Annotated in this window: 12 protein-coding genes; 11 read left to right on the plus strand and 1 reads right to left on the minus strand. The window is 67.4% G+C overall.

Features of this window, described 5'->3' with window-relative positions; genetic code table 11:
- The first annotated feature begins 242 nt into the window (after positions 1-242).
- Positions 243-2,711 carry a mechanosensitive ion channel family protein gene (locus AP428_RS22665; protein WP_011548128.1) on the plus strand — a complete coding sequence of 823 codons (2,469 nt, stop codon included), beginning with the start codon at positions 243-245 and terminating at the stop codon, positions 2,709-2,711.
- Positions 2,712-2,738: 27 nt separating this feature from the next.
- Here the strand turns inward: AP428_RS22665 and AP428_RS22670 are convergent, their stop codons facing one another.
- A complete protein-coding gene (locus AP428_RS22670; RefSeq protein ID WP_011548129.1) occupies positions 2,739-3,575 on the minus strand; it encodes a CerR family C-terminal domain-containing protein in 837 nt (278 codons plus the stop codon).
- Between the two features lie 91 nt (positions 3,576-3,666).
- Here AP428_RS22670 and AP428_RS22675 point away from each other — a divergent pair, with 91 nt between their 5' ends.
- From AP428_RS22675 to AP428_RS22720, 10 genes are all read left to right on the plus strand, one after another.
- Complete coding sequence (locus AP428_RS22675; protein WP_011548130.1) at positions 3,667-4,791, plus strand: HlyD family secretion protein; 1,125 nt, start codon at positions 3,667-3,669, stop codon at positions 4,789-4,791.
- Positions 4,784-6,370 carry an MDR family MFS transporter gene (locus AP428_RS22680; RefSeq protein ID WP_011548131.1) on the plus strand — a complete coding sequence of 529 codons (1,587 nt, stop codon included), beginning with the start codon at positions 4,784-4,786 and terminating at the stop codon, positions 6,368-6,370. The genes AP428_RS22675 and AP428_RS22680 overlap by 8 nt, the downstream gene beginning before the upstream one ends.
- 13 nt (positions 6,371-6,383) lie before the next feature.
- Positions 6,384-7,871 (plus strand): efflux transporter outer membrane subunit, encoded by a 1,488-nt coding sequence (locus tag AP428_RS22685; RefSeq protein WP_011548132.1) that lies wholly within the window; start codon positions 6,384-6,386, stop codon positions 7,869-7,871.
- 235 nt (positions 7,872-8,106) lie between these two features.
- Positions 8,107-9,642, plus strand: coding sequence for a catalase (locus AP428_RS22690; RefSeq protein WP_011548133.1), 1,536 nt, complete (start codon positions 8,107-8,109; stop codon positions 9,640-9,642).
- A gap of 79 nt (positions 9,643-9,721) precedes the next feature.
- Positions 9,722-10,333: an ankyrin repeat domain-containing protein gene (locus AP428_RS22695; RefSeq protein WP_011548134.1), complete on the plus strand. Its 612-nt coding sequence runs from the start codon at positions 9,722-9,724 to the stop codon at positions 10,331-10,333.
- A 404-nt stretch (positions 10,334-10,737) separates the two neighbouring features.
- Complete coding sequence (locus tag AP428_RS22700; RefSeq protein ID WP_011548135.1) at positions 10,738-11,898, plus strand: efflux RND transporter periplasmic adaptor subunit; 1,161 nt, start codon at positions 10,738-10,740, stop codon at positions 11,896-11,898.
- A 20-nt stretch (positions 11,899-11,918) separates the two neighbouring features.
- The gene (locus tag AP428_RS22705; RefSeq protein WP_011694690.1) at positions 11,919-15,062 is read left to right on the plus strand and encodes an efflux RND transporter permease subunit; all 3,144 of its coding nucleotides are present in this window, start codon (positions 11,919-11,921) and stop codon (positions 15,060-15,062) included.
- Between the two features lie 4 nt (positions 15,063-15,066).
- Positions 15,067-16,497: an efflux transporter outer membrane subunit gene (locus AP428_RS22710; protein ID WP_011548137.1), complete on the plus strand. Its 1,431-nt coding sequence runs from the start codon at positions 15,067-15,069 to the stop codon at positions 16,495-16,497.
- Between the two features lie 101 nt (positions 16,498-16,598).
- Positions 16,599-17,291, plus strand: a complete 693-nt coding sequence (locus tag AP428_RS22715; protein WP_011548138.1) for a response regulator — start codon at positions 16,599-16,601, stop codon at positions 17,289-17,291.
- 119 nt (positions 17,292-17,410) lie between these two features.
- Positions 17,411-17,914 (plus strand): histidine kinase, encoded by a 504-nt coding sequence (locus AP428_RS22720; RefSeq protein WP_226292253.1) that lies wholly within the window; start codon positions 17,411-17,413, stop codon positions 17,912-17,914.
- Positions 17,915-18,351: the final 437 nt, after the last annotated feature.

Here is an 18,351-nt window from a genome sequence, read left to right on the forward strand (position 1 = left end):
GATGCCAGCGTGGAACGAGACCGGACGAACGCTCATCGGGTGACGCTTCGCCCATCGGCATCGGAAAGCACGCGTTACAGACGCCTTACGATCGGGAACGCAGGACACCCGCGTCGCGCCGCTCATGCCCGATCCGAATAGCCGGCGACGGAACTATTCGGTCGCGATCGCAATCATGTTAACTTCCGTCCATCATTCAGCCTCGCGGGCCGCGTGACGAGACGCACCCGCATGCCCACTCCATGCGACATATCCTCCTCGGCTGGCTGCTCGCCGCCGTCGTGTCGGCCGCCCACGCGGCCGCTCCCGCTCCGGCCGCCGCGTCGGCCGCCTCCGGCGCCGCGCCCGCACTGACGCCACAAGAGGCGCGGCAGGCACTGAACGTGCTCGAAAACCCGCGCGATCGCGCGCAGGTCGAAACGACGCTGCGCGCGATCGCGGCCGTCGGCGCGTTGAGCGCGCCCGCCGTGCCGGCCAGCGCGGCGCCTGCCACCAGCGGCGCCTCGGCTGCCGCGGCGCCGGCCGCGCTCACGTCGAACGGGCTCGCCTCGATGCTCGTCCGCCAGGGATCGCGCTGGGCCACGCAGATCGGCAACGCGCTGCAGGAATCGCTGCGCTCGCTGCTCGATATCGGTTCGGTGGGAAGCTGGTGGCACGACAAGCTCGTCAGCGCCGACCAGCGCGCGGATCTCACTCGCACGCTCGGCATCCTCGTCGCGGTACTGCTGCCTGCGCTCATCGTCGAATGGCTCGCGAAGCGGCTGCTGCGACGCGCGCTGGCCACGGTGGCCGCGCGCCGCGCCGACACGTTGCGCCACACCGCATCCGATTCCGCCGCGTCGGACGAAGTCCACGCGCCGCCGCCCGATACGTCCACCCCACCCGACACCGCAGCCGCAGACACCGCAGGCGCCACCCCCGCATCCTCGCAAAGCCGAGGCCACGCCCGCCGGCACACCACGCTGCTGCAGCGGATGCCGCGCGCACTCGTCAGTCTCGCGCTGCGCGCGGTGCCGCTGCTCGTGTTCGTCGGCGTCGCGAGCCTGACGATGTCGGTGCTCGTCGAAGCAGACACGCCGATCGAAGCCGCGCTCGAAGCGTTGATCGACACCTACGTGATCTGCCGACTCATCACGATCGTCAGCCGGCTGTTCTTCCAGCCCGATGCGCGGCAGTTGCGGCTGCTGCATATCAGCGACGCATGGGCCGATTTCGTGCAACGCTCGATCGCACGGATCGTGATCGTGGTCGGCGCGTGCACGGCGGCCGTCGAGATTGCCGCGAACTTCGGCCTGAGCGAAGCCGGCCATGTCGCGCTGCTGAAGGCCGTCGCCCTCGTCGGGCACGTGATGATCTCGGTGCTGATCCTGCAGTGTCGCCGGCCGGTCGCGGCACGGATTCGTGCCGCCGGCGCGGATCGTCCGGCCTTCACGGTCGTCGGCAACGCGCTCGCGGACGCGTGGGCGCCCGTGTCGGTCTTCATCGTGATGGCACTGTGGTTCGTGTGGGCGCTCGACGTCCACAACGGCTATCGCGTGCTGATCACGCTCGGCGGCCGCTCGATCGCCGTGATGATCGCGATGCGGATGGTGTCGATCGTCGTGTTCGGCGCGCTCGCGCGGCTGTTCCAGCGCCGCGACGACGACCGTACGCTCGTTCATCTGCACGCGTACCGCTACTACCCGCTGCTGCGCCAGATCGTGTCGGGGGCGATCGGCATCGTGACCGTCGTGCTGCTGCTGCAGATCTGGGGCGTGCCGATCTTCCGCGCGTTCGAGACGGGCACGATCGGCCACCGGCTCGCGTCCGCGCTGGTGACGATCGCGATCGCGGCGATCGTCGCGCTCGTCGTGTGGGAGGCGGCCAACATCGCGATCGAGCGCCGGCTGCAGCGCTGGACGCGCGAAGGCAACCTGGTGCGCGCCGCGCGGCTGCGCACGCTGCTGCCGATGCTGCGCTCGCTGCTGTTCGTGATGATCGCGCTCGTCGTCGTGCTGACGGGCCTCAGCGAGCTCGGCGTCAACGTCGGCCCGCTGCTGGCCGGCGCCAGCATCTTCGGCGTCGCGCTCGGTTTCGGGTCGCAGAAGCTCGTGCAGGATTTCATCACCGGGATCTTCCTGCTGATGGAAAACGCGATGCAGGTCGGCGACTGGGTCACGCTCGCCGGCGTGTCGGGCACGGTCGAATACCTGTCGATCCGCACGGTGCGGCTGCGCGCCGGCGACGGGTCGCTGTACACGATCCCGTTCAGCTCGGTGACGACCGTCAACAACACGAATCGCGGGCTCGGCAACGCGGCCGTCAAGGTGAGCATCGCGTACGGCGAGGACATCGACCGCGCGATCGCGACGCTGAAGGAAATCGGCGCCGCGTTGCGCGACGATCCGAAATACCACGACGGCATCCTGTCGGACTTCAGCTACTGGGGTATCGATCAGGTCGACGGCGCGGCGCTCGCGCTGGCCGGGCAGATGCAATGTACGGACTCGGCACGCTGGGGCGTGCAGCGCGAATTCAACCGGCGGATCGCGGAAACGTTCCGCGAACGCGGAATCCGGATCGCCAATCCGCAGCGCAGCGTCGTCGCCTATGCGGACGGATCGCGGCCGGTCGGCAGCGAGGAAAACGACCCGCGCCCCGACACGCGGAATGCCGCCGAGACGGCAGCGCCGTCGCCATCGCCCGACGGAGCGGAGCGCAAGCCAGGCTGATCGCCCCCAGCCGGTGACCCGCCGCGCTCAACGCGCGGCAGGCTTCTTCACGCGCGTCGTGCTTTTCGCGGCGGGCGGAACCGCCCCCGGCTTCGCCGCACGTCGTTTCGCCGCGGCACCCTGCGCCCGCTTTGCAGCGGATTCCGCGCTGGAGGCATGCGCATCGCGCTGCGCATGCCATTGCTCGAGCAGCACGCGCGTCTGGTCGGCAATCGTGTCGGTCACCAGCGCCGCGCGCTCGCCCTCGAACGCCTCCCATTCGAGCAACTGCAGCGCCGAACGCTGCGCGATGTGGAACACCGTGATCTGTCCGAACAGGCTCAGCGCGCGCAACCGCGTGACGGGATCGTCGGCCGGCCGCCCCGTGATGCGGCCGATCAATTCCGCGCTCACGTCGTTCAGCGGCTTGCGCATGCGCGTCATCAGGATCTCGCTCGCGCTCGCCGGCTCCTGGCCGCCCTGCTCGCGCGCGAAGAACATCCGCTGGTTCATCGTCTTCGGCGCGGTGAACATCCGGTCCGACAGCGCACGCAGCAGCCCGATGAACGCATCGATCAGCGCATCGACGCTCGCATGGCCGTCGAGCATCGCCCGCGCATGGCCGACCGCCGGCGCGAACACTTGCCAGCCGTGCTCGGCGATCGTCTCGACGCACGCGCGGTACACGCCTTCCTTGTTCTCGAAGTAGTACTGGAGCGCCGGCGCGTTCACGCCCGCCATCGCGGCGATCTCGCGCGTCGACGCGCCCGCGAACCCGCGTTCGCCGAACAGTTCGATCGCCGCCTCGATGATCCGCTGGCGCGTCTCGTCGCCGCGCGCGTAGCCGCCCGCCGACGTGCGGCGCAGCTTCTTCGCTTCGTTCATGCCTTCCTCGTCATTCGATCGATCCACATTCTACTTGACACAATTTTATCAACTGGAATAATTCTTCCACTTGGAATAATTTGGATCACGCATGTCGACGCCACAAGACCCGCCACAGAAAGCAGATCGTCAGGAAAACAAAACAACGCCGCGCAACGGCAACGGCGGAACGAGGCGGCGCATCCTGCTCGTGGTCGCCGTGCTCGCGGCCGTCGGCGGCGCGGTCTGGCTCGGCCGCTGGTGGACGGTCGGCCGCTTCATCGAAAGCACCAACGACGCGTACCTGCAGGCGGACAGCATGACCGCCGCACCGAAGGTCGCCGGCTACGTGACCGACGTCTACGTGCGCGACAACCAGCCCGTGAAGGCCGGCGATCCGCTCGTGCGGCTCGATGTCCGCCAGTACCAGGTGGCGCTCGCGCAAGCGCAGGCGACCGTCGACGCCCGCCGCGCCGATATCGCGCGCGCCGAAGCCGACATCAGCCAGCAGCGCGCGAATCTCGAGCAGGCCGACGCGCAGGCGAAGGTGTCGCGCATCAACGCGCAGCACGCAAGCGACGAGTACACGCGCTATGCGCCGCTCGCGGCGACCGGCGCCGAAACGCACGAACGCGTGGCCGATCTGAAAAGCACGCGCGACCAGGCGGCGGCGACACTCGCCGCGAACAACGCGTCGATCGCCGCCGCACGCACGCAGATCGCGTCGTTCACCGCGCAGCTCCAGCAGGCGCGCGCGCAGCTCGAGGCCGCGCAGGCCAGCGCCGCGCAGGCGCAGCTCGACCTCGACAATACGATCGTGCGCAGCACGCTCGCGGGCCGCGTCGGCGATCGCACGGTGCGCGTCGGGCAATACGTGCAGCCCGGCACGCGCCTGCTGACCGTCGTGCCGGTCGATTCGATCTACCTCGTCGCGAACTTCAAGGAAACGCAGATCGGCAACATGCGCATCGGCCAGCCCGTCGAGCTGCACGTCGATGCGCTGCCGGACGGCCCGCTGTCCGGCGTCGTCGACAGCTTCGCGCCCGGCACCGGCGCGCAGTTCGCGCTGCTGCCGCCCGAGAACGCGACCGGCAACTTCACGAAGATCGTCCAGCGCGTGCCGGTGCGCATCCGTCTCGCCGCGAACGCCCGCGCGCAACGCATGCTGCTGCCCGGGCTGTCGGTGACGGTCGACGTCGATACGCGCTCGGCCCGCGACGAGCAGCATCATGGCTGATACGCCCGCCACGATCCCCCTGCCGCCGCATGAAGGCCGCGCGAGCGTGACCGACTGGATCGCGGTCGCGGCCGGCGCGCTCGGCGCGCTGATGGCAACGCTCGACATCTCGATCACGAATTCTGCGCTGCCGCAGATCCAGGGCGAAATCGGCGCGACCGGCACCGAAGGCACGTGGATCTCGACCGGCTACCTGATGTCGGAAATCGTGATGATCCCGCTCGCCGCCTGGCTCACGCGCGTGTTCGGGCTGCGCAATTTCCTGCTGACGAACTCCGCGCTGTTCATCGCATTCTCGATGATGTGCGGCTGGTCGCATTCGCTGCCGATGATGATCGCGGGCCGGATCGGCCAGGGCTTCACCGGCGGCGCGCTGATTCCGACCGCGCAGACGATCATCCGCACGCGATTGCCGCTGTCGCAGTTGCCGGTCGGGATGACGCTGTTCGGCCTGATCGTGCTGCTCGGGCCGCTGTTCGGCCCCGTGCTCGGCGGCTGGCTCGCGGAAAACGTGAACTGGAGCTGGTGCTTCTTCCTGAACCTGCCGGTGTGCCTGCTGCTGATGGCCCTGCTGGTGTTCGGCCTGCCGTCGGACCGCCCGCAATGGAGCGCATTCTTCAACGCGGACTGGCTCGGCATCCTCGGCCTCGCGATCGGCCTCAGCTCGCTGACCGTCGTGCTCGAGGAAGGCCAGCGCGAACGCTGGTTCGAATCGCAGATGATCGTCACGCTGAGCATCGTGTCGTTCATCGGGATGGTCCTGATCGCGCTGTCGCAGCGCTTCGCGAAGCGGCCGATCATGCGGCTGTCGCTGATGCGCAACCCGCGCTACGCGAGCGTCATCGTGATCGTGTCCGCGGTCGGCGCCGGGCTGTACGGCGTGTCTTACCTGCTGCCGCAGTTCCTCGCGATCGTCGCCGGCTACAACGCGGAACAGGCTGGCGCGATCATGCTGCTGTCGGGGTTGCCGGCCTTTCTCGTGATGCCGATCCTGCCGCGCCTGCTCGGCAAGGTCGATTTCCGCATCCTCGTGATCACGGGGCTGCTGCTGTTCTGCCTGAGCTGCATGCTCGACATCAGCCTGACCGCACAGAGCGTGGGCCACGATTTCGTATGGTCGCAACTGATCCGCGGCCTCGCGCAGATGCTCGCGATGATGCCGCTCAACCAGGCGTCGATGGCGGCCGTCGCGCGCGAAGACTCGGGCGATGCGGCCGGGCTCTACAACATGGCGCGCAACCTCGGCGGCTCGATCGGGCTCGCGATCATCGGCACCGTGATCGACCGGCGCACGACTTTCCATACGGCCGCGCTGCGTGAATCGGTGACCGCGAACTCGCTGATCGGGCAGGATCGCCTGTCGGCCTATGCGGCCAACTGGTTCGCGCACACCGGCGATCTCGCGTATTCGAACCTGCGCGCCCTCGGTCAGCTGGCGCAGCAGATCCAGATCCAGGCCGTCGTGATGACCTATTCCGAAACCTTCTATCTGCTGGGCCTCGCGCTGCTCGCCTGCGTGCCGCTCGCGCTGCTGCTGAGAACGCCGCGCGGGCCGCAACCGATGTCGTCCGGCCATTGACCCGTCATACGCGATGAAACCCTTCTCCCTGCCCCGCCGCCCCGCGCTCACCCTGTGTGCGGCCGCGTGCCTGCTCGCCGGCTGCACGGTCGGCCCCGACTACCACGGCGCGCCCGCCGCACCGGATGCATCGACCTTCGTGCGTGCGCCGGCCACTGGCGTCGACACCGCGTCGCCCGCACCGAGCGCGTGGTGGCATGCACTGAACGATCGCCAGCTCGACGCGCTGATCGTCGCCGCGCTCGTGTACAACCCCGATCTGCACGCCGCGCAGGCCCGCTTGCGCGCGGCACGCGCACAGCTCTCGCAACAGCGCGCCGCGCAGATGCCGAAATCGTCGGCCACCGTCGCGGCCATCCGCATGCGCGAGCCGGACGTCAGCGCGCTCGGCTCGCTGCTGCCGTCGAACGGCTCGGAGCAATCGGGCGGCACGTCGCCGTCGCTCGGCGGCTCGGGGCCGCTGCAACTCTATTCGGCGGGCTTCGACGCGACGTGGGAAATCGACCTGTTCGGCGGCACGCGCCGCGCGGTCGAAGCCGCATCCGCCCAGGCCGAAGCGGTCGATGCCGATCTCGCCGACACGCAGGTGTCGATCGCGGCCGAAGTCGCGAATGCGTATGTCGACCTGCGCGACCAGCAGCAACGACTTGCGTTGTCGAAGCGCACCGCGCAACTGCAACAGCAGATGCTCGAACTGACGCAGCAGCGCCGCGCGCGCGGCGTCGCGGCCGATGCCGACATCGAGCGACTGACGACGCAGGTCGAGAACACGCGCGCGTCGCTGATCCCGCTCGACGCCCAGGTGACCGAATCGCTCGACCGGCTCGCGATCCTGACGGGCCGCGCGCCGGGCGCGCTCGACGCCGCGCTGTCGACCCCGGACGCGGCATTGCCGACGCTGCCCGGCAGCGTCGCGATCGGCGATCCGGCCACGCTGCTGAAACAGCGCCCCGATATTCGCGCGGCCGAACGCCGGCTTGCGTCCAGCAATGCGCAGATCGGCGAGCATGTCGCCGACTATTTTCCGAAGGTGACGTTGCTCGGCGATCTCGGCTTCAGCGCGACGGACCCGGGCCATCTGTTCCGCAAGCAGAATTTCACGTGGGTCGGTGCGCCGTACCTGCAATGGAACATTCTCGACTTCGGACGCACGCGTGGCGCGGTACGCGCGGCAGAAGCATCGCGCGATGAAGCGGAGGCGAATTATCAGAAGGCCGTGCTCGGTGCATTACAGGATGCCAACACCGCGTTGCAGCGTTACGGGCATCAGCGCGAGCACGTCGTCGCATTGACGAAGGTGCAGACGTCGGCCGTTCATTCGCGCGCGCTGATGGACCAGCGCTATCGCGCGGGCGTCGCGTCGATGATCGACCTGCTCGATACGCAACGTGAAGCGTTCGCCGCGCAGCAGAACGTGATCGCCGGGCAGGCCGAACTGATCAAGAACTACGTGTCGGTGCAGAAGAGCCTCGGGCTCGGCTGGCAGACGAGCGCCGGTTGACGCACCGCCGCAAATCATGCACGACCAATGCATCATGCTCGTTGAAACAATCCAGCAATAACTCATTGCGCGCGCAACAATCCCGCTTCGTTTCTTGCGCAACGAACGAGCTCGCGCCGCATCGACCCCACGGCTATCGAAAACATATCGAATATCAATTAGCCAATCGTCTGACGATCTCTTCTAATTCAGTCGGCTTCCCCACCACCGATCGGATTCAAGGAGTTCCATCGTCATGTCCTCATCTTCCCATCGCGTGCTGCGGCACGCAGTCGCCGCAATCTGCGTGGCACTCTCCGCCTCTCCGTACGCCGCCGAACTCACGCGCGACACCGGCGCGCCCGTCGGCGACAACCAGAATTCGCAGACGGCCGGCCCCGCCGGCCCGGTGCTGCTGCAGGATTCCGCGCTCATCGAGAAACTGCAGCGCTTCGATCGCGAACGCATTCCCGAGCGCGTCGTGCATGCGCGCGGCACCGGCGCATTCGGCGAGTTCGTGCCGAGCGCCGACATCTCCGACCTGACGAAAGCGAAAGTCTTCACGCCGGGCACCCGCACCCCCGTATTCGTGCGCTTCTCCACCGTGATGGGCTATCGCGGCTCGCCCGAGCAGGCGCGCGACCCGCGCGGCTTCGCGGTGAAGTTCTATACGCAGCAGGGCAACTGGGACATGGTCGGCATCAACTGGCCGGTGTTCTTCATTCGCGACGGCATCAAGTTCCCCGACTTCGTGCACGCGAACAAGCCGAGCGCCGTGACCGGCGTGCAGGACCCGAACCTCGCGTTCGACTTCTTCGCGCACACGCCCGAAGCGACCCACATGCTGACGCGGCTGTACACGGACGAGGGCATGCCCGATTCGTATCGCCGCATGGACGGCTTCGCGGTGCATGCGTTCAAGTTCGTCAATGCGCAAGGCGACGTGCACTACGTGAAGTTCCACTGGAAGAGCCAGCAAGGCGTGCACGGCCTGCGCCCGCAAGAAATCCCCGCGTCGATCGGCCGCGACTGGAACCTGATGACGAACGACCTGTACGGCGCGCTCAAACAGGGCGATTTCCCGAAGTGGGACCTGTACGTGCAGGTGCTCACGCCGAAGGATCTGAACCGCTTCGACTTCGATGCGCTCGACGATACGAAGGTGTGGACCGGCGTGCCTGAACGCAAGATCGGCACGATGACGCTCAATCGCGTGCCCGACAACTACTTCCAGTCGACCGAGGAATCGGCCTTCGCACCGTCGCGCCTCGTGCCGGGGATCGAGCCGTCCGAGGACCGGATGCTGCAGGATCGCCTGTTCGCGTACGCCGACACGCAGATGTACCGGCTCGGCGCGAACTACATGGATTTGCCGATCAATCGCCCCGTTGTGCCGGTCGTCAACAACAACCAGGACGGCAAGATGAACGCCGGCGACCGCAAGGGCGAGGTGAATTACGAACCGTCGACGCTGAACGAACTCGCGCAGGACCCGCAGTACAAGTCGGTCCGCATGACGCTCAGCGGCACGACGCAGCAGGAAGCGATCCGCAAGAAGCTGCCGTTCCGTCAGGCGGGCGAGTACTACCGTAGCCTGTCGCAGCAGGACAAGGACGACCTCGTCACCGCGTTGTCCGGCGACCTCGGCCAGGTGAAGAATGCGCAGAACCAGTACGCGATGCTGTCGTACTTCTACAAGGCCGACGCAGACTACGGTACGCGTCTCGCACAGGCCGTTCACGCGAACGTCCAGCAAGTGCAATCGCTCGCGGCGAAGCTGAGCGACAACTGATCCCCGCGACTCCGGTCGCTGCCGACGTGTGCGACACGCGCCGCGCACGTCGGCCCGGCCACTTCATCAGGACACCCTCATGCGATCCGAACGCTTCCCCCACACGATCCGTGCGGCCGTGGCAGCGCTCGCGCTGGCCGCGCTCGCCGGCTGCGCGCACCTGCCCGACCAGCCGACGTACGGCAAGGCCGACCCTGCCGCGCTGCGCCGCTATGACGGCGACTGGTTCGACGCCGCGCGCGTCGGCCGCGTCGATATCCTGCGCGCGTTGCACGATGCCGGCTATCCGGTCGACGCCACCGACAGCCACGGCTATACGGCCGTGATTCTCGCGTCGTACGACGGCCAGCCCGCGGCGCTCGACTACCTGTTGTCGGTCGGCGCCGATGCGTGCGTCGGCGATCGTCACGGCAACACGGCGCTGATGGGCGCCCTCTTCCGGAACGAGCCCGACATCGCGCGACGCCTGATCGACACGCGCTGCCCGATCGACCAGACGAACGGCGCCGGCGAAACCGCGCTGGGGTTCGCGACGCTGTTCAACCGCTTCGAGCTGATTCCGCTGCTCGTCGCGCATGGCGCGAATCCGAACCATGTCGACCGGCGCGGCCAGTCGCTGCTTCAACTCGCGCTGACGCACGACAACACGTATGCGGCGGACGCCCTGCGAAATGCCGGCGCCAAACCGTAGCGCGCCCGCGCGTCAAATGGCGCGCCCCATTCGCTGACCCGATCCACGTCGCCATCGCGCGATGCCGGCGCCATGTCGTGCACGTGTGCGCCCAGCGGCCCCGTCATGGCCAGCCAGCTGCAGACGCACCGCGCCTCGTCGTGCAGTTCCCCCGGTCCCCCTGCCGGCTCGATCTTTAACCACCAGCGCGAGCCGACACGCGCATCGAGCCGAAACACCGCGCGCCCGACACCGCGCCGCACCCTGTTCGTCCGAGCATTCCGCTTCGGCTCATCCCCTCCTTTCGGCGCCTTTCGCCGCCTCCATCGAATCTCCATCTTTCCGCATCAAAGCCCCCAACTAATCCAAGCACACTCCGCCCCGTCAAAGCAGGCAGTGGGCTGCCTGCGCTTCCTGGAGTCGCTATGAAGAATCAGAAACGATGCTGCCACGGTGCCGTATGCGCGCTGGTGGCGGCAATGCTGGCGGGGTGCGGACCGTCCGAGCAGCAGGCCGCCGCCCCGGCCACCCCGGTCGCGGCCATGACGGTGGCCGCCACGCGCGTCGACGTGACCGAAGACCTGCCGGGCCGCGTCGCGGCCGTGCGGGTGGCCGAGATCCGGCCGCAGGTGAGCGGCATCGTGCAACGCCGGCTGTTCGAACAAGGCACCGAAGTGCGCGCCGGCCAGCCGCTGTTCCAGATCAATCCGGCGCCGTTCAAGGCGGAGATGGACACGGCTGCCGCCTCGCTGCAGCGTGCGCAGGCCGCGCTCGAGCGCGCGAAGGTGCAGACGGCGCGCTTCAAGCCGCTCGTCGAGGCCGACGCGATCAGCCGCCAGGTGTACGACGACGCCGTATCGCAACGCGACCAGGCCGCGGCCGACGTCGCGCAGGCCCGCGCGACGCTCGCGCGCCGCCAGCTCGACCTGAAGTTCGCGACCGTGGAAGCGCCGATCGCCGGCCGCATCGACCAGGCGCTCGTGACCGAAGGCGCGCTGGTGTCGAGCAGCGACAGCCAGCCGATGGCGCGCATCCAGCAGATCGACCAGGTCTACGTGGACGTGCGGCAACCGGCCGCCTCGCTCGAGGCGCTGCGCGACGCGCTCGCGTCGCAGCCGCAAGCGTCGGACGGCAACGGCCTGCCGGTCGACGTGCTGCGCGACGACGACACGCGTTACGACGTGCGCGGCCGCATGCTGTTCTCGGGCGTCAACGTCGATCCGGGCACCGGCGACGTGCTGCTGCGCGTGCTGGTCGACAACCCGAAACGCCAGTTGCTGCCGGGCATGTACGTGCGTGCCCGGATTCCGCGCGCGCACTACGCCAACGCCGTGATGGTGCCGCAACAGGCCATCGTGCGCGCCGGCGGCAAGCCGCAGGTGTGGGTGCTCGACGCGAAAGGTACCGCTCGTCTGAAAGCGGTCGAGGTCGGCGAACTGACGAACCGCAGCTATCGGATCAAATCGGGCCTGCAGGCCGGTCAGAAGATCGTCGTCGAAGGCATGGAGCGCCTGACCGACGGCGCACCGGCTGCCGCAACCGACTGGAAGTCGCCTGACGCGGTCGCCACCGCGTCCGCGCACTGAGTCACGAGGAGCCTCCAGCCATGGCTGAATTCTTTATCCGACGCCCGGTGTTTGCGTGGGTGATCGCGCTCTTCATCATCCTGACGGGGCTGATCGCGATCCCGCAACTGCCGGTCGCGCGCTACCCGTCGGTCGCGCCGCCGTCTGTCACGATCACCGCGAGCTACCCGGGCGCCACGCCGCAGACGATGAACGACGGCGTGCTGAGCCTCATCGAGCGCGAATTATCCGGCGTCAAGAACCTGCTGTACTTCGAATCGTCGGCCGATACCTCGGGCCAGGCACAGATCACCGTGACGTTCAAGCCCGGCACTAATCCGGAGATGGCGCAGGTCGACGTGCAGAACAAGATCAAGTCGGTCGAGCCGCGCCTGCCCGCCGCCGTGCGTCAGAACGGACTAATCGTCGAATCCGCGTCGTCAGGGTTCCTGATGATCGTCAGCCTGCGCTCCGACAACGGCCGCTTCGACGAAGGCGCGCTCGCCGACTACATGGCGCGCAGCGTCTCCGAGGAACTGCGGCGCATCGACGGCGTCGGCCGTGTGCTGCAGTTCGGTTCGGAGCGCGCGATGCGCATCTGGGTCGATCCGCAGAAGCTGATCAATTTCGGCCTGTCGATGAGCGACCTGACGACCGCGATCGGGCAGCAGAACGTGCAGATCGCACCGGGCAGCCTCGGTGCGCTGCCCGCGCTGCCGGGCCAGCGCGTGACCGTGCCGCTCACCGCGCAAGGTCAGCTCACCACACCGGAAGCGTTCGCGAAGGTCGTGCTGCGCGCGAATGCGGACGGCTCGAAGGTCGTGCTCGGCGACGTCGCCCGCGTCGAACTCGGCTCGCAGAACTACACGTTCGTGAGCCGCGAGAACAACAAGCCGGCCACCCTCGCCGGCGTGCAACTCGCGCCGGGTGCCAACGCGGTGAAGACCGCGGACGCGATCCGCGCCCGCATGGCCGAACTGAGCAAGTCGATGCCGTCGGGCATGAGCTACTCGATCCCGCTCGACACGTCGCCGTTCGTGAAGATCTCGATCGAGAAAGTGCTGCACACGCTGCTCGAGGCGATGGTGCTCGTGTTCCTCGTGATGTACCTGTTCCTGCAGAACGTGCGCTATACGCTGATCCCGGCCATCGTCGCGCCGGTCGCGATGCTCGGCACGTTCACGGTGATGCTGCTGACCGGCTTCTCGATCAACGTGCTGACGATGTTCGGCATGGTGCTCGCGATCGGCATCATCGTCGACGATGCGATCGTCGTCGTCGAGAACGTCGAACGCCTGATGGCCGAGGAAGGACTGTCGCCGAAGGACGCGACGTCGAAGGCGATGAAGGAGATCACCGGCGCGATCATCGGCGTCACGCTGGTGCTGACCGCGGTGTTCCTGCCGATGGCGATGGCGAGCGGCTCGGTCGGCGTGATCTACAAGCAGTTCACGCTGTCGATGGCCGTGTCGATCCTGTTCTCCGCGCTGCTCGCGCTGACGCTCACGCCGGCCCTGTGCGCGACGATGCTCAAGCCGATCGCAGCGGGTCATCACGAGAAGCGCGGCTTCTTCGGCTGGTTCAACCGCCGCTTCGATCGCCTGACGAAATGGTACGAGACGCGCGTCGGCCGCCTCGTCGGTCGCACGGGCCGCGTGATGCTGGTGTTCGTCGCGATTTCGGGTGCACTGGTGCTCGGTTTCCGCAGCCTGCCGTCGTCGTTCCTGCCGGACGAAGACCAGGGCTACTTCATCACCAGCTTTCTGTTGCCCGCCGACGCTACCGCCGAGCGTACGCACGACGTGGTCAAGACGCTGGAGAAGCATCTTGCTTCGCGTCCGGCAATCCAGTCGAGCATTTCCGTGATCGGCTACGGCTTCTCGGGCCAGGGCTCGAACGCGGCGATCAACTGGTCGGTGATGAAGGACTGGAAAAACCGTGGCGGCGCGTCGACGATCGAGGAAGGCATGCTCGCGCAGCAGGCGATGGCCGGCGTGACCGAAGGCACGGTGATGAGCCTGCTGCCGCCGGCGATCGACGAACTCGGCAACAGCTCGGGCTTCTCGATGCGTCTGGAAGACCGCGCCAACCAGGGCGCGGCGGCGCTCAAGGCAGCGGAAGTCAAGCTGCTCGAACTCGCCGCGCAAAGCAAGGTCGTGACCGGCGTGTACCCCGACAGCCTGCCGGCCGGCACCAGCATCCGCCTCGAGATCGATCGCGCGAAGGCGCAGGCGCTCGGCGTGTCGTTCACGACGCTCAGCGACACGCTGTCGACCGCGATGGGTTCGACCTACGTGAACGACTTCCCGAACGCAGGCCGCATGCAGCAGGTGATCATCCAGGCCGACGCGCCGGCACGCATGCAGATCGACAACGTGATGAAGCTGTACGTGCGCAACGCGGCCGGCGGCATGGTGCCGCTGTCCGAGGTGGTGCGCCCCGTGTGGACCGACACGCCGCTGCAGATGGTGCGCTTCAAGGGCTATCCGTCCGCGCGTATCGCCGGCAACGCGGCGCCCGGCCAGTCGAGCGGCGCGGCGATGGCCGAGATGGAACGGCTCGCCGCGCAACTGCCGCCGGGCTTCGCGGTCGAGTGGACCGGCCAGTCGCTACAGGAACGCCAGTCGGCGTCGCAGGCGCCGATGCTGATGGTGCTGTCGATGATCGTCGTGTTCCTGGTGCTCGCCGCGCTGTACGAAAGCTGGTCGATCCCGCTGTCGGTGATGCTCGTGGTGCCGCTCGGCCTGATCGGCGCGATCGGTGCGGTGCTGTTGCGCGGGATGCCGAACGACGTGTTCTTCAAGGTCGGGATGATCACCGTGATCGGCCTGTCCGCGAAGAACGCGATCCTGATCGTCGAGTTCGCGAAGCAGTTGCGCGAGGAAGGCAAGGGCTTGATCGAAGCGGCCGTGCAGGCGTCGAAGCTGCGCCTGCGCCCGATCCTGATGACCTCGCTCGCGTTCGGCCTCGGCGTCGTGCCGCTGATGATCGCGACCGGCGCCAGCGCCGAAACGCAGCACGCGATCGGCACTGGCGTGTTCGGCGGCATGGTGACCGCCACGGTGCTGGCCATTTTCTTCGTCCCTGTTTTCTTTGTGTTCGTGATGAGTATCCAGGAGCGTATCGGCGCATGGCGGGCTTCCCGCAAGCAGCCGGCTTCCCCGACTCACGAACAGGAAGGTTGATGCCATGCGATTGCTTATTCTTCCCCTCGTCCTCGCGCTGTCGGCCTGCTCGCTGGCGCCCACGCTGGTCAAACCGTCGATGCCGGTGCCGACGGCCTACACCGCCGCCGCTGCCGCCAATCCCGACGCGAACGCCGCCGACCTCGGCTGGCGCACGATGTTCGGCGACCGCCGCCTGCAACGCCTGATCGAGCTCGCGCTCGAGCACAACCGCGACCTGCGCGTGGCCGCGCTGAACGTCGAGGCCGCCGAAGCGCAGTACGGCATCCAGCGTGCCGCGCGCCTGCCGTCGATCGGCGCCGGCGCGAGCTTCACGCGTCAGCGTACGTCGGACGACACGCAGTCGAATCCGCCGCTGTTCGGCGCGACGCAGAACCAGTACGGCGTCAACGTCGGCATCAGCGCGTTCGAGATCGACCTGTTCGGCCGCGTGAAATCGATGTCGGATGCGGCGTTCGCGCGCTACCTCGCGACCGATCACGGCCGCCGCGCGGTGCAGATCTCGCTCGTCGGCGGCGTGGCGGACGCGTACTTCGCGGAACGCCTCGCGCACGAGCAACGCCAGTTGTCCGAACGCACGCTCGCCGACTGGCAGCAGTCGCTCGATCTCGCACGCCGCCTGAAGGAAGCGCATCAGGCGAGCGGCGTCGACATCGCGCAGGCCGAAGGCCAGGTCGCGAGCGCGACGGCCGATCTCGAAGCGCGCACGCGCGCCGTCGAGCAGGCACGCAATGCATTGCGCCTGCTGATCGGCACCGAGCTGCCGAAGGATCTGCCCGAGCCGCTGCCGCTTCAGCAGCAACCGGTGATGACGCAACTGCCGGCCGGCTTGCCGTCCGAACTGCTGTTCCGTCGCCCGGATATCCAGCAGGCCGAACAAAATCTCGTCGCCGCGAATGCGGACATCGGCGCCGCGCGCGCCGCGTTCTTCCCGCGCCTGTCGCTGACGTCGTCGATCGGCTTCCTCAGCCCCGCGATGGGCAGCCTGTTCGACGGCGGCCAGCGCGCATGGAGCTTCGCGCCGCAGGTCACGGTGCCGATCTTCCAGGGCGGGCGGCTGCGTGCCGAGCTGCGTCTCGCGGAAGTGCGCAAGTCCAGCGCGGTCGCCGAGTACGAACGCGCGATCCAGGCCGCGTTCCGCGAAGTGGCCGACGGCATCGCCGGACGTGAAACCTTCGGCCGTCAGATCGAAGCCCAAACGCGCGTGGTCGGCTCGGCCGAACGCCGCGCCGACCTGTCGAACCTGCGTTATCGCGCGGGTGTCGAGGGGCGGCTGGAGCTGCTCGATTCGCAGCGGCAGCTCTATGCGGCACGACAGGCGCTGCTCGATCTGCGCCGCAGCGAGCTCGGCAATGCCGTCGCGCTGTACAAGGCGCTCGGCGGCGGCCTGACGGACCAGGACGTCGCACCGTCGAAGCGCGTGATGCAGAACTGAACGAACGGCGCCGTTCCGTCCCGCGCGGCAGCGTGGCGAAACGGTGCGCTCCGGCCCGGCAACGAGCCGCCCCGCTTGTTCGACACAGCACGGCACACTCCATGACGAATTCCCTGATACTGATTGCAGAAGACGAGCCCGACATCTCGGACATCCTCGATGCGTACCTGAAACACGACGGCTTTCGCACCTACCGCGTCGCCGACGGGCAAGCGGTGCTCGACATGCAGCCGCACCTGAAGCCCGACCTGATCCTGCTCGACGTGAAAATGCCGCGGAAGAACGGCTGGGACGTGCTCGCCGAACTGCGACGGCGCGACAACACGCCCGTCGTCGTCCTCACCGCGTTCGATCGCGATCTCGACCGGCTGCAGGCACTGCACGCCGGCGCGGACGACTACATCGTCAAGCCGTTCAACCCGGCCGAGGTCGTCGCGCGGTTGCGCGCGATCCTGCGCCGGTCCGCCGCGCCGCCGACCCTGCGCATGCTGCGCGTCGGCGACCTCGAGATCGACACCGACAGCTATCTGGCCCGCGTGCGCACAGCGGGCACCGAGGTGCCGATCACACTGACGCTGACGGAGTTCCGGCTGCTCGCGCACATGGCGAGATCGCCGAGCCGCGTGTTCACGCGCGGCGAATTGCTCGACGCGTGCATGGCCGACGTCAGCGCGCTGGAACGCACGGTCGACAGCCACATCTGCCGGCTGCGCAAGAAACTCGAACAGGCCGGCGCACCGGGCATGCCCGAAGTGATGCGCGGCGTCGGCTACCGGCTGCGGGGCGTGCAGTGACGCCGCCGGTCAGGCCCGGTCGGCAAATCGGGCAGACGATCGGCCTCGCCGCGATCGTCGTCGTGTTGCTCGCCGGCACCGTTGCGTTCGTCGTCCATGCACTGCATGCGCCGGCCGCGTTGCCGCACGACGCGAGCGCCGACGCGATGCTCCGCAGTGCGTCCACTTACCTGGTGCTGGCGACGGCGCTGTTCGTCTGCCTGCTGGCCGCCGCGTTCGACCTGTTCAGGCTGCTCCGCCGCATGCTCGCGACGCTCGACGCGATGGCGGACACCGCCGGCCGGATCGTGGCCGGCGATCCGTCGGCGCGCACGGTTTCCCGCGACGGCTGCCCGGCCGACCTCGCGCGCTTCATCGACCACTTCAATGCGATGACTCACTCGATGAAATCCACGAATCCTTCCGATGCGACGGCCACCGTCGCCAGCAGCAGTCGCGTCACGCTCACCCACCTCGCCGAACTCGAAACGCGGCTCGACGCCATCAAGGCGCTCGCCACCGATGATGCGGACGCTTCCTCGCGCGACGCGCTGCTTCAGCATGTCGACGCGCTGTTCCGGTGTGTCGAAGACCTTCAGGTAACCGAACGACAGGCGCCGGCGATTCGAACATTTCCTCGATAACGAACAGCCGTTTCAATACGCATCGGAAAGGATCGGCGAAGTCGCTTTCGGTATTACCTGCGTTACCGGTTTCGAACATTACAAAAAGCCACCGATCTTTTCAAAATCATTGCGGTTTATCCGATTTAATTTTATTTCATATAATCAAAAAAAGTTTGACACCGCGCTTTCGTTCTTGATACCGTCCGATGCAAGCAATCCGACGGATTGCCCGCCACGCAAACGATTCCGCTCCACGTTTTTTCGCTTCCGCTGCACCGAAGTACGCGCCGCCGAATGATGCGTTCGCCCGCCGGCGCGTGCAGTATCCCGATGCATTTCAATGGACGGCTGCCATCCGGCAGCGGGCCGAAGGATCGAATCAAATGAGCAGGACAACGAAGCTGTTGCTCTAGCAATCCCGCCCGCGCCGACTCCGGCGCGACTGCCCCGCCCTG

The organism is Burkholderia sp. E168m22 (assembly GCF_001319805.1).
Classification (GTDB): domain Bacteria; phylum Pseudomonadota; class Gammaproteobacteria; order Burkholderiales; family Burkholderiaceae; genus Burkholderia; species Burkholderia orbicola.

What these genes read in the sequence shown, in the direction of transcription:
- AP428_RS22665 (WP_011548128.1), top strand. Translation starts at nt 243, where the DNA reads ATGCGACATATCCTCCTCGGCTGGCTGCTCGCCGCCGTCGTGTCGGCC.
- AP428_RS22670 (WP_011548129.1), bottom strand. Translation starts at nt 3,575, where the DNA reads ATGAACGAAGCGAAGAAGCTGCGCCGCACGTCGGCGGGCGGCTACGCG.
- AP428_RS22675 (WP_011548130.1), top strand. Translation starts at nt 3,667, where the DNA reads ATGTCGACGCCACAAGACCCGCCACAGAAAGCAGATCGTCAGGAAAAC.
- AP428_RS22680 (WP_011548131.1), top strand. Translation starts at nt 4,784, where the DNA reads ATGGCTGATACGCCCGCCACGATCCCCCTGCCGCCGCATGAAGGCCGC.
- AP428_RS22685 (WP_011548132.1), top strand. Translation starts at nt 6,384, where the DNA reads ATGAAACCCTTCTCCCTGCCCCGCCGCCCCGCGCTCACCCTGTGTGCG.
- AP428_RS22690 (WP_011548133.1), top strand. Translation starts at nt 8,107, where the DNA reads ATGTCCTCATCTTCCCATCGCGTGCTGCGGCACGCAGTCGCCGCAATC.
- AP428_RS22695 (WP_011548134.1), top strand. Translation starts at nt 9,722, where the DNA reads ATGCGATCCGAACGCTTCCCCCACACGATCCGTGCGGCCGTGGCAGCG.
- AP428_RS22700 (WP_011548135.1), top strand. Translation starts at nt 10,738, where the DNA reads ATGAAGAATCAGAAACGATGCTGCCACGGTGCCGTATGCGCGCTGGTG.
- AP428_RS22705 (WP_011694690.1), top strand. Translation starts at nt 11,919, where the DNA reads ATGGCTGAATTCTTTATCCGACGCCCGGTGTTTGCGTGGGTGATCGCG.
- AP428_RS22710 (WP_011548137.1), top strand. Translation starts at nt 15,067, where the DNA reads ATGCGATTGCTTATTCTTCCCCTCGTCCTCGCGCTGTCGGCCTGCTCG.
- AP428_RS22715 (WP_011548138.1), top strand. Translation starts at nt 16,599, where the DNA reads ATGACGAATTCCCTGATACTGATTGCAGAAGACGAGCCCGACATCTCG.